The following is a 12,187-nucleotide window of genomic DNA, read 5'->3' as shown; positions in this document are numbered from 1 at the left end:
CTAAAATATATTGATCATTTAACAAGGGAATCGAGAAGTAGGACCACCGCTAGGAGTAAAAAAGCAAAGCTGACCAAATAGCCGTAATAGGCCGGACCGGTCCGGCCGTGTTTGGCTTTGGTCAAATCTCGATACTTGCCGAGATTTTTGAACACATGCCAGCGCAGATCAAAAGTCAGGGTACTATTTTTTTCCGCGGAAAGTTCCCGCAGGATCACAATGGCGCACAGGAAATTGAAAACACCGAACGCCAGAACCAGAAACAGAAAAAAAGCTGTCACAACGCCTCGCAATGAAAATTAGGGTGTTTGTGCCCTGCGCATGAATCTCGGATCTATGTACCTATCCGGCTGCAGTACATGCCGAACAGGTACATATCTATCGGAATTCATTCCATCTCGCAAGTACCGATCTGCCCCACCCCCACTCAGGTGGTCACAAACTGATCCGTCAGGCTGCCATCAATCTCTTCGCAACGCGTTGACTGCGGAGACTTTGTTCGATAAGTTTTTGTACCTGTTCAACCGCCGCGCCCTGCAGTACATGCTGAACGGTTACTGACTCCCAAGGAGCAATCTATGCCGGAATTCTACGATGTGGCTATCATTGGTGCAGGCACCGCCGGCCTGGCGGCATTGCACGAGGTGAAGAAAAGCACAGAAAATTTCGTGCTGATCAACCATGGACCCTACGGCACCACCTGTGCGCGTGTGGGGTGCATGCCCTCCAAAGTGCTTATCGAAACCGCCGCCGCTTTCCATCGCCGCGAAGTTTTTGAGGATTTCGGTATCCGCGGCAGCGCGGGGCTGCGCATGGATATACCTTCGGCCCTGGCGCGCGTGCGGCGACTGCGGGACGACTTCGTACGCGGCACTCTGAAAGCGACAGAGACTCTGGGAGAGCGCAACATTGCCGGCCAGGCAAGGTTCCTCGAACCTGATACCCTGGCTGTCGGAGATCGCCGTGTGCGGGCAAATAAAATCATTATCGCAACAGGCTCAAGTCCCGTCGTTCCTGATGCCTGGCAAAGACTGGGAAAGCGGATCTTGACCAGTGACGACCTGTTTGAGCAGATTGATCTTCCGTCCAAAATGGCCGTGATCGGACTCGGGGTCATCGGTGTTGAAATGGCCCAGGCTCTGGCGCGTCTGGGTATCCATCTTCATGCTTTTGATAGAGGCGGCTGGATTGCGAACCTCTCCGATCCGCAAATCAACGATATCGCTGCCGCTTGCCTGAGGGAGGAGTTCTCTGTCTACCTTGGCGCATCAGCCGAACTGGAACCTGCGGGAGATGGGGTCAGGGTGCGTTCCGGCGACGTCGATATGGTTGTCGACAAGGTGCTGGCCGCCTTGGGGCGCCGCCCCAACCTCGAGCACCTCGGCCTTGAGGTGCTGGGAGTCGCCCTGGACGAAAAAGGGTTGCCGCCTTTTGATCCGCTCACCATGCAGATCGCCGATCTGCCGATATTTATTGCCGGCGATGTCAACCAGCGCGCCCCGCTATTGCATGAAGCCGCCGACGACGGACACATTGCCGGGCGCAATGCCACCGCTGAAAAACCGCAGTGCCATGCCCGCCGAACGCCCCTGGCTATTGTTTTCTCCGATCCCAACATTGCGGTCGTGGGCCGGCGTTTTGCCGATTTGCCCGAGGACCAAACTCTCATCGGCGATGTCAGTTTTGCGCGTTCGGGTCGAGCCCTCGCCGCGGCGACCAATCGCGGAGGTTTACGCGTGTACGCCGACAAACAAAGCGGATGCTTGCTGGGCGCCGAGATCTGTGCCCCGCAAGGAGAACATATGGCCCATTTGCTCGCCCTGGCCATTCAACAGAAGCTTAGCGTGCACGATCTGCTGCGGTTGCCTTTTTATCATCCAGTTGTTGAAGAAGGACTGCGCAAGGCCTTGCGCAGACTGGCAAAACAGCTTCCCGAAGCGCCTGCATCAGACCTTGCCGACTGCGAGGCTTTCGGGATCGATGCCCTTGACTGACTCTTGGTTTTCTGTCCCGCCAACACGAGGTTTTGACCTTATTCCTGAGTTCTTTGTCGTCTGGACGCCAAGGCTCCTGCAAACGGTTGCCGGACAGGCATGTTTTTCGTCCGATGACCTTTTGGGGGGCCACCTCCCATGAACCTAACGGACAAAATGCACCAGCTAAAATTTCGCGCAACTGCGTACTTTGCGCCTTTTAAGCAGGCGATCGCCTATATCAGGGCACGCCAAAAGCGCTTCTTTGCGCTGTTTGTGACCCTGGCCCACATTGCCGGAGCGCTGACATCGGTTCAAGCCGTCATGGAAACCCGCACCGCCCAGGGTGCCATTGCCTGGGCAGTCTCCCTTAATACCATTCCCATTGCCGCGGTCCCCGCCTACTGGGCTTTTGGGCGCACCAAGTTTCAGGGATACGTGAAAAAGCGCCAGGAGAAAATTGATGAAACCAATCCCCTGGTCCGGCATTTCATCGACCTGGCGCGCGAGGAGCAGTTCCTGGTGTCAAATCGGACCCGGGAAACCCCGCTTCTGGAGCGTCTGACCAACCTCCCGGCCACCGTCGGTAATGATGTCCAATTGCTGCGCAACGGCGAAGAAATTTTTCCCTCTATTTTTCGCGGTATGGAAAAAGCCGAGGATTACCTGCTGGTTCAGTTCTACATTGTCCGCGACGACAACCTGGGACGTGAACTCCAGGCCCGACTTCTCGCTGCAGCCCAACGTGGCGTGAGAGTCAAGTTTCTCTATGATGAGATCGGCTCCTATCAATTGCCCCGCAGCTATCTCGATACCCTGCGAGAAAGCGGTGTTCAGGTCAGCGCTTTCAACAGCACCCAGGGGCGCGCCAACCCTTTTCAGATCAATTTCCGCAACCATCGCAAGATCGTGGTGGTTGACGGTCGCCATGCCTGGGTGGGTGGAGCCAACGTCGGTGATGAATACCTGGGGCTTCACCCGCGACTGACACCCTGGGTGGATGCCATGGTCAAAGTCACAGGGCCGGCGGTACAGGCCCTCCAAGTCCCCTTTCTGGAAGACTGGTTCTGGGCGAGCGGCGAAATGCTGGATCTGGATTGGACACCGCGAGCCGCCCCCAATGGCACATCGCGCACCGTTTTCATCCTGCCCACCGGACCCGCTGATCGGTTTGAAACCTGCGCGTTGTATTTTCTCCACAGTATCAACAGCGCCAGCCATCGCTTATGGATTGCCAGCCCCTATTTCGTGCCTGACGAGCAGATTGTCAGCGCGCTGCAATTGGCGGCGTTGCGCGGGGTGGATGTCCGAATCCTGGTGCCCGAAGACTGCGACAACCGTCTGGTGCGCTTGTCGGGCTGGTCTTATGTGGCAGCCCTGGAAAAAGCGGGTGTAAAGGTCTATCGCTATACCAACGGTTTTCTGCATCACAAAACCATGTTGCTCGACAACGAGACCAGTGCCGTCGGCACAGCCAACTTCGACAACCGCTCTTTCCGGCTGAACTTTGAAATAACATTGGAAGTACAGGACGAAGAGTTTGCGCGCGAGGTGGAAGAGATGTTATTGCAGAATTTTTCCGAATCACGTTTGTCATCGGCTCAGGAACTCGAGCAACGCAGTTTTCCTTTTCGCCTGGCCGTACGGGTGGCGCGCCTGCTGGCCCCAATTCAATAATTTCCCCCCCCAAACAGGTCACTAAGCCCTTGCCTACCCGAAGCGGTAAACACAGCGACCGTTCCGATAGAGTTCCACGGGGCCATCCTCAGACACCTTGAAGACCCAACCATAGTACGACGCCGCCGTAGCAGCCGTGGTGCGGCCGCCGCCGGTAACCAGGTCACCAACTTTGGAGGTGTCGATGATCACCCCCGTATCGAGCAATTCGCCCTTGCGGTTGATCACTGTCAGCCCGTCGGACGAAAGGATGCGGCTCAACTCACCGGAGCGCTTGAGCAGGCCGATTTTAGAACCGCGTACGTGGCGGATCAGGGCGCGGCTCAGGGCCTCACGACCGCCTACCGAGCCCTTGCGCAGGGCCTTAAGGTCGGTTTCATCATCGGCGATCAGCACCACGGTTCCATGGCGAGCCTTGGATAAAGCGTAGATGGACCACACCAGGTAATCAATAGAGCGCTTATCCAGATGACCAGCGAGAAAATCGCGAAAGATGTCGGGATCGTAGACTCCCCAGTAACCTTTGCGCCACACCAGCAGTTGATCGCTGTCCAGAACGATCTCCACTTCCGAAACCTTGTTGACGAAAATGGCGAACGCCCCTTCCCCGGCAGTCGCAAGCAAAGCGAGACTTTCCCGATTGGCCAACTGGTCGATGGAATCGCGGGGACCTGGAGCCCTGGTTCGCAGGATTCCTTTGACATTCATGCGGATATCACAGACAAACAGAGCACGCAGTCCGTCAACAAAACGGTAAGACAGGGGATTGCGAAAAAAATCGCCGGAAATACGTTGACGATCCTCACCAAGATCAAACCAGTCGTAGCGGCTTTTTTCAGCGGCGGCAAGAAAATCATCAAGCTGTGTGCGGTAGACGATAAACCCGGTCGTCGCCGGTACGCCTTCATAGCGCTGATAAGAAAGACTTTTCAAGAGCTGGATGAGGCTCTGGGTCGGCCAGAAAACCCCTTTGCGGTCACCGCGAATAAAGCGCGCCACGGCAATATCCGTCAGTGAGGTCAGCAGTGCAGTGCGGAAATGGGCTGCGTAACCTTGGGCCGAGAACCCGGCGAAGAGCCCCTCAAAGGCCGTGAGCAACTCCTGAACAAAGTTTTTTTCCGTGGCAGTGAAGGCAAGCTCTTTACGGACCGCACGAAACAGGAATCTGTCCTTGTCGAATTCAAGCGGAACCCTGATTTCAAGAGGGTTGTTCGTTTCACTTGACGAATCGTCTTCTTCGATCTCCGTCAAAGATAATTTCGCCCCGCCGAGGAAGGTTTGAACGCTATTTTCAATGGCGCTGAAAGCTGACTTGGGCATTTCGTTCCGATTGCCTTATCCTTGCGGCGGTTTCAGAAAAAAGGCCGCAGAACATCCGCGGCCTTCAAAATTTGCTTAAAAGGGCGACGTAGGGCCTCGATTAGCGTTTCTCCAGCCGAATTTCGCGATACTGGCCGTTGTGAATAAAGCGCACCCGATCCTGAAGAATGCGATCGACCTTGACCCCCTCGATAACAGTGCCCTCCATGACCGGCAAATCGTTGACCACCGCCAAGCGGTTTTTCACATCCCACTGGTAATGAATTTCGCTGACCCGCAGAGTAGGAAAAGCGACCGTTCCGGAAGCAGAGCGGGTTGTCGTGGGCCGGCGCGTGGTCGTCGACCCAGAGGGTGTTGGTGTCACCGCGCTCGGACGATTAACCTGGGTCTGAGCCTGAGTCTGATTCTGAGTTTGACTCTGGTTGGTGCGCGGTGTGGGTGTCGGCGCCGGAGTGTTTTCCGCAAGGTAGAGAACCCGCACATTGCTCCCGCTGACGGCGGTGGCTGTGGTGCTTGAGGGTGCCTGATCGGAGGCCGTCCTGGTTGTCGTCGGTGCCGGCGTGGCGGAACGAGGTGCAGGTTGCGCAGTGGGCTGTGCCTGCACGACACTACGCGGCTGCGCTTGCGGTGCGGCTTGAGATTTTTCAACCTTAGCTGGGGCAGGCGCGGCGGTCTTGGCCGGTTCCGCAGGTTTTTCGCGAACGGCAACGACGGTTTCCGCCCTGCTTGATTGGGGCTTGTCCGGGGAGACAACCAGAACCTCCCTGGGAAACACCACCCGATCTTTAAGGGCTTCAGCCGTATCCTTCAGAGCCCGGGCCGTTTCGTTGAGCGCGGCAGCGGTCTCATTTTGTGCGGCAATGCTTGCATCGACAGCCTTGTCTCCGGAACCCGCCACAGACTCAGATGCTGTGGAGTCGTCTCCCCCTGCCGGCAAAGGATCCCTGCCGGCAAAAAGCGCTTCGGGAGTTTCAACCACTAGGGGGGGATCGATGCCGTCGAGGGGCACGATGGTTGTTTCGGCAACCTCATTGGCGACGGCAGGCACGGCGACCTGCTCTTCGTCGGGCGAGGAAAATCCACCGAACAAGGCATAGGCGACCATGCCTCCGGTCAGGAGTAAGGCAGCAATGGCCGTAGGGAGAATCCAGTTTTCGACCTTCTTCGCCTTGCGACTCGAGCGCAGAATGTCGCGCGCGATATTGACCGCGCCCTCTTTTTTTTCCGCTTTTTGTTCTTCAAGCTTTTTGAGGGCTTTGAGAATGGAACTCATGTACAAACTCCCCTATATCAATAGTCACGGTCGCGGACGAATTGTCGAAAGACGGATTCGCTTATCGCAGCTTTCTTTATACCAGAAACATGCCCAAAACCGCTCAGGCGCCGAGGTTACACCTACAGATTCAGATAGTAGCCTAGAATCCCTACTGCGAAGGCCACGACCAAGGCTCCAATCCAGAGCATGGGGCGACGCTGAAAAGTTCTTTGCGGATAACCCAGCTCACCGATGGCGGTCTGGATCATACGGGTGTCAATTTCCCGGCACCCTTCGGCATAGCCGACCAGCAGTGCGCGATCGCACAGAATATTGATCAGGCGCGGATACCCCTTGGAAAAAGAAAAGATTTTTTTCAGTGCGCCGTCACCGAAAACCCGTTGTTGCGTTCCGCCGGCAATCCTTAAACGATGGCTGATGTAATCGCAGGTATCGGTAAAGTCCATGGGCTGCAGATGGTAACGCACGGTGATGCGCTGATTGAGCTGGCGCAGGTCGGAACGTGACAGAATATCTTTGAGCTCGGGTTGCCCCACCAGAACGATCTGGATCAGTTTGTCGGTTTCCGTTTCGAGGTTGGAGAGTAGGCGGATCTGTTCAAGAACCGCGGGCTCGAGGTTCTGGGCCTCATCGATGACCAGCACCACGGTACGGCCTTCGCTGCGCTGTTGCAGCAAAAATTCGTTGAGTGCGCTCAGCAGGTCGGAGTTGCTGCCTTCCTTGTCGGCGAGGCCGAATTCGCGATTGATGTTGCGCAGCAAATCCGTCGCCGATAGACAGGGATTAAAGATGAACGCCAGGCAATAGTGGTCTTCCTGAAGCTCACCGAACAGGGTGCGCAGCACCGTGGTCTTCCCCGTGCCCACCTCACCCGTCACCACCACGAACCCAGCCTGATTCTGAACCCCGTAGAGCAGATGGGCGAAGACTTCCTTGTGGTTTTTGCTCAGATAGATGAACTTGGGGTTCGGCGTGATGGTGAAGGGTTTTTCCTTCAAACCGTAATAATCAAGATACATGGCATCCCTGGTGTCGCCGGGCCTTTGCCCGACCCGGACAGAGGGTTGAAAAACTCCACCAATTTCCCATAGATCCCAGCGTATTTCAAGCAGAAACTGTAAGGATCGACTTTTCCGCTCCGCGCATTTCCCGGTACGTCGAGGGCATGAAGTTTTCCCTGTCGGCACGGGAAAATCCTGCTATTCTAGATACGATTTTTGGGTCAATCCGCAACAAGGAGCAAGGAACGGCGATGGAAAAACACAACTCCTGGAAGAAATTCACCTGGGAACCGCGCATTGCTTACTTTTCCATGGAAATGGGCCTTTCTGCCGAGATACCTACCTACAGTGGCGGCTTGGGAATTCTCGCGGGTGACACGATCAAAAGTGCCGCCGATTTGGATCTGCCCATGGTTGCGGTGACCCTGCTTCACCGCAAAGGCTATTTTCGCCAGCAGATCGACCCTGAAGGCTGGCAGCGTGAATTTCCGGTCGAGTGGAATCCCGAGAAATATCTGCAACTTTTACCCGTCAAGGCGCTGGTGGCCGTGGAGGGGCGCGATGTCAAGATCCAACCCTGGCTTTATCGCGTCAAAAGCCCCGCCGGAGGTGTGGTTCCGGTGCTGCTGCTCGACACCGACATTCCCGGCAACGCCGAAGAAGATCGTCACCTGACCGACTACCTGTACGGCGGAGATCTGGAATATCGGCTCAAGCAAGAAATCGTCCTGGGCATCGGCGGCGCCCGCATTCTCGGCGCCCTGAACTTCAGCATCCGCAAATATCACATGAACGAAGGGCATGCGGCGATGCTGACCCTGGAGCTGCTCAGCAACACCCGAGGGCGCATTGACGACCCCTGGGAAGAGCGTGCCTCCTGGGATACCCACCGGGTCATTGAACAGTGCGTGTTTACCACCCATACGCCCGTTGAAGCCGGACATGACAAGTTCCCCTGGGAGATGGTCGAGCGTGTCCTGCCGGAAATCGTCCCCTTTACCCTGTTGCGGGATCTGGCCGGCCAAGAGACCTTCAACCTGACCCTGCTTGCCCTCAACCTGAGCAATTTTGTCAACGGGGTTGCAAAAAAACATGGTGAAATATCCAAAACCATGTTCCCCGGATTTAAAATCCATGCAATCACCAACGGCATTCACAGTTTCACCTGGACTTCGCCGTTTTTCGTGCAGTTATACAACAAATATCTGCCCGGCTGGGCCAACGAGCCCGAACTATTGGTCCGCGTGGACAACATTCCGGACGAAGAAATCTGGGATGCCCACTGCGGCGCCAAAGCTTTTCTGTTTATGTATATCGAGGAAACCACCGGGCAGCGCTTTGACCCCAACGTTCTGACGATCGGTTTTGCCCGCCGCTCGGCAACCTACAAGCGGGCCGATCTGATCTTCAGCGATCTCGAGCGTCTGGTGCGCCTCGGTGAAGGCAAGCTGCAACTGGTTTTCGCCGGCAAATCCCATCCCCGGGATCTACCCGGCAAGGAAATCATTCACCGCATTTATGAAAAAATCGCGAGTCTCCAGGGCAAAATCCGCGTCGTCTATCTGGAAAATTACAACATGGATGTGGCCTATCGTCTCATCCCCGGAGTCGACCTGTGGCTCAATACCCCGGTGCGCCCCCTGGAAGCCTCAGGGACCAGCGGCATGAAGGCAGCCATCAACGGTGTTCCCAATTTCAGCATTCTTGACGGGTGGTGGATTGAAGGGCATATCGAGGGTGTGACGGGTTGGTCCATCGGACCCGCCCCCACCGAAAACAGTGCCATCGCCAACGGCGACAGTCTTGAAGACGTCGAAGACCTTTATCGCAAGCTCGAAAAGGTTATCCTGCCCCTCTACACCAGCGACCGTTCGGGGTGGATCCGGGTGATGAAAAATGCCATCGGCAAAAACGCCTATTATTTCAACACCCATGTCATGATGCGCCGCTACGTAACGGAGGCCTATATCCGCTGAGAGAAACGCCCGTGAATACTTGACTTTTTCTGTCCCGTTTTGCAGGATAAGACACTGACTAAACGCTGAAAGCACATGTAGAAAAAAAGGCTTTTTATGCTGAAGAAATTTTGGCGGTTGCGCAAAAAGATACCTGAGAGTGCCACGGTTGCCGAAAAAGCAGGGATGCTGTTTGCGTCAGGTCACAATTGCACCCAGGCTGTTTTTGTGGCGACGACCGGCGAAGAGGATCCTCGGATTCTGAAAATGGCCGAAGCATTCGGCGGCGGAATCGGCGGAGCCAAATGCCTGTGTGGGGCGGTTACGGGGGGCGTTATGGCTCTCTCAATAAAGGACCGAGGACACCTCGCCGCCCGACTCGTTGAAGAATTCAAACAAAATCATCGTGCAACCTGCTGTGCTGCCCTGTCAAAAAGTTTCCGCTGGAACAGCAGGGAACATCGCGAGAACTGCCGGCGCATTACCCAGGAAACCGCCGCGCTTACCGCTCGCCTCCTGCAGGAATAAATCCTTTACTGGGCAATCGTCTCCATTCTCGATTGTCCGCTCAGAACCTCGCAAGATAAGTCTGGACGCGCTCAACTTCCTGGTTAAGTTCGACGGCCAGGGCGTCGATACCTTCAAATTTGTTTTCCCTGCCTCTTTGCTCCACTTCCTCGGCCAACGCATAGGCCTGAAGGGCCTGAAAAATCCCCAGCAGCGACTTCATGCTATGGGCGGTTTTCTCGATTTTCGCGCCGTCTTTTTGACAAATGGCCTCGTTGAGAGTTCGCACATAGCGCGGACAATCAATGTTGAACTGTTCAATCAAGCTGGAAATAACACTTTTCTGGCTGCCGAGATCCTCAATCAAGTCGGTCAGATCCACCGGTGGAGGCAAGGTGTTGGAACTCATGTCGCGAGTAATCCTTCTCTATGACGCTTCAGGCAGCGCTGCGTTCAAGCAAGTCTGCAAATGCGTCGCTTCTTAATGGCGGACTGAATAAATAGCCCTGCATCTTATCGCAACCCGCCTCAGCTAAAAAGGCTTTTTGCGCTGCGGTTTCAACCCCTTCGGCGACAACGGACATTTTCAGATGGTGAGCCATGGCAACAACAGCCGTTGTAATGGTACACGCCCCCCGATCATCCGGGATACCGGCAATAAAAGATTGATCGATCTTAAGGGTGCCGACAGGAAAATTCTTCAGATAGGACAGGGATGAATAACCCGTGCCGAAGTCATCGATGATGAGATGAACACCCAGGTCGCGCAATTTTTCCAATGTCCTTACGGTTTCACTGATATCTCGAAAGAGGACGCTTTCGGTGATTTCCAGAGCAAGCCAGCGCGGATCAAGCCCGGTCTCGCGCAATACCCGGGCTACCAGGGCGGCAATGTCGCGATGATAGAACTGGCGGGCGGAAACATTCACCGCAACCCTTTGCGGCGGCAATCCCGCCTGCTGCCAAAGCCGGTTTTGTTCGCAGGCAGACAGCAGAATCCACTCTCCCAGAGGATCGATCAACCCTGTTTCCTCGGCCAGGGGAATGAATTCCGAGGGAGAAAACTGCGAGCGTCCTTCCTGGGTCCAGCAGATCAGTGCCTCCATGCCGCTCAATGTGCCGCGGGAGAGATCTAGCTGAGGCTGATAGAGAAGGACGAACTCGTCACGCTCCATGGCGCGATGCAGTCGATTTTCCAGAACCAGCGTCTGAAAAGATGCACGACTCATCTCAGGATTAAAAAACTGCACATTGTTTCGTCCCAGGGCCTTGGCGCGACTCATGGCCACATCGGCGTTGCGCAGCAGGGTTTCGCTGTCCTGACCATCGTGGGGAAAGACGGCCACCCCGATGCTGGCAGTTACATAAAGTTCATGCCCGACAACGTTGAGTGGGATTTTAATTGCCGCCAGTAACTGCGCGATAAAGCCTTGCACGTCCTCGACAGAGTTCACCTGGGGAAGGCACAAGGCAAATTCATCTCCGTCGAGATGAGCCAGCAACCCCTGTCCGTCCATCTGCTGACTGAGCCGTTCGGCGGTCAATTGTAAAACCTGCCGTCCATGGCGATGGCCAAGGGTGCGGACAATGGTTTTAAAGCGATCGAAATCGAGATAAATAAGGGCCAGTTGGCTGCCGCTTTGCCGCGCCCGCCCCAGGGCGGCATCAAACCCCTCGCGAAACATCTGCTGGTTGGGCAAACCTGTCAGCTCATCATAGTAAGCCATCCGCAGCATCTTTTTCTCCGCGGCGCGCCTTTCAAGTTCAGACGCGGCACGCGACGCAAAAATCCGCAGAAGGGATTCCGCCGTTTTCTTCTGCCCCATGGGCTGTCGCGACATGACCAGCACAACGCCGAGAAGCCGTTGCCGGGTATCGCGCAGCCCCAGGGCCAGACAACCTTCAATCTGCATGCGACTGAAGGGATGGTCTGCTTCCTGCCGGTTTGCGACCCCATTGGGGCACCAGCAACTTTCGCTGGTGTGCAGCGCACTGCAAGCGGACCCCTTCAGGGCAAAATCAAAATTGTCGCCGATGGCGCCGTCTCTCCAGAACGCAATAGTGCGTGCCTGGTGTTTCTCTTCATCCTCAAAAGCTGCGATCAGGGCGCAGTCGCTGTTGAGGGCTTGAGCGAGATAAGCAGCCAGCGAGGTGAAAAAAGCATCACCGATTTCGGCCGAAATGCCCTGCGCGGCAAGAAAAACTTGCTCTTCGGCACGCCGCAGGGTGCGCAGATGGCGCCATAGCAGAAAAAACAGCAGAAGTCCGGTGATCAGGACAAAAATCAACCCTTTAAAAGTTTGCAATCGGGTCAATGCAGTGGGATCAGTAATGAAAACAGCCACAAGTCGATCCGAAAGCAGGATCCAGAGCAGTCCGGCGAGCAAATAACCACCCGCGATTTTAAGGGCGGTTGCCCATCCTGCGGGCAGCAGATTCTTGAGGGAATCTTTAGGGGTGGTGTGTTTTAGCAACATT

General features: G+C 55.5%; 10 protein-coding genes. 4 read left to right on the top strand and 6 right to left on the bottom strand.

What is annotated here, in order from left to right; translation table 11 throughout:
• Positions 1–14 precede the first annotated feature (14 nt).
• Positions 15–281: a hypothetical protein gene (locus GFER_RS01410; protein ID WP_040095400.1), complete on the bottom strand. Its 267-nt coding sequence runs from the start codon at positions 279–281 to the stop codon at positions 15–17.
• A gap of 297 nt (positions 282–578) precedes the next feature.
• Between GFER_RS01410 and GFER_RS01405 the strand changes: the two genes are divergently transcribed.
• The gene (locus tag GFER_RS01405; RefSeq protein WP_040095399.1) at positions 579–1,994 is read left to right on the top strand and encodes a dihydrolipoyl dehydrogenase; all 1,416 of its coding nucleotides are present in this window, start codon (positions 579–581) and stop codon (positions 1,992–1,994) included.
• A 138-nt stretch (positions 1,995–2,132) separates the two neighbouring features.
• Entirely contained in the window at positions 2,133–3,650 is a 1,518-nt protein-coding gene (cls, locus tag GFER_RS01400; RefSeq protein WP_200889277.1) for a cardiolipin synthase, read from the top strand.
• A 33-nt stretch (positions 3,651–3,683) separates the two neighbouring features.
• Here the strand turns inward: cls and GFER_RS01395 are convergent, their stop codons facing one another.
• The 3 genes from GFER_RS01395 to GFER_RS01385 form a co-directional block, all read right to left on the bottom strand.
• The gene (locus GFER_RS01395; protein ID WP_040095397.1) at positions 3,684–4,970 is read right to left on the bottom strand and encodes a hypothetical protein; all 1,287 of its coding nucleotides are present in this window, start codon (positions 4,968–4,970) and stop codon (positions 3,684–3,686) included.
• A 100-nt stretch (positions 4,971–5,070) separates the two neighbouring features.
• A complete protein-coding gene (locus tag GFER_RS01390) occupies positions 5,071–6,243 on the bottom strand; it encodes a hypothetical protein (RefSeq protein WP_040095396.1) in 1,173 nt (390 codons plus the stop codon).
• 122 nt (positions 6,244–6,365) lie between these two features.
• Positions 6,366–7,265, bottom strand: a complete 900-nt coding sequence (locus GFER_RS01385) for an ExeA family protein (RefSeq protein ID WP_052445839.1) — start codon at positions 7,263–7,265, stop codon at positions 6,366–6,368.
• Between the two features lie 233 nt (positions 7,266–7,498).
• Between GFER_RS01385 and glgP the strand changes: the two genes are divergently transcribed.
• Positions 7,499–9,223, top strand: coding sequence for an alpha-glucan family phosphorylase (gene glgP, locus GFER_RS01380; protein WP_040095395.1), 1,725 nt, complete (start codon positions 7,499–7,501; stop codon positions 9,221–9,223).
• A 96-nt stretch (positions 9,224–9,319) separates the two neighbouring features.
• Positions 9,320–9,730: a C-GCAxxG-C-C family protein gene (locus tag GFER_RS01375; RefSeq protein WP_052445838.1), complete on the top strand. Its 411-nt coding sequence runs from the start codon at positions 9,320–9,322 to the stop codon at positions 9,728–9,730.
• 40 nt (positions 9,731–9,770) lie between these two features.
• Here GFER_RS01375 and GFER_RS01370 read toward each other — a convergent pair whose 3' ends face one another.
• Positions 9,771–10,118 carry an Hpt domain-containing protein gene (locus GFER_RS01370; protein ID WP_040095393.1) on the bottom strand — a complete coding sequence of 116 codons (348 nt, stop codon included), beginning with the start codon at positions 10,116–10,118 and terminating at the stop codon, positions 9,771–9,773.
• 28 nt (positions 10,119–10,146) lie between these two features.
• A complete protein-coding gene (locus GFER_RS01365) occupies positions 10,147–12,186 on the bottom strand; it encodes a putative bifunctional diguanylate cyclase/phosphodiesterase (protein WP_082047753.1) in 2,040 nt (679 codons plus the stop codon).
• Position 12,187: the final 1 nt, after the last annotated feature.

This window comes from Geoalkalibacter ferrihydriticus DSM 17813, assembly GCF_000820505.1.
Classification (GTDB): Bacteria; Desulfobacterota; Desulfuromonadia; order Desulfuromonadales; family Geoalkalibacteraceae; genus Geoalkalibacter; species Geoalkalibacter ferrihydriticus.
Note: the sequence above shows the minus strand (reverse complement) of the source record. Positions and strands in the feature narration are given on the sequence as shown.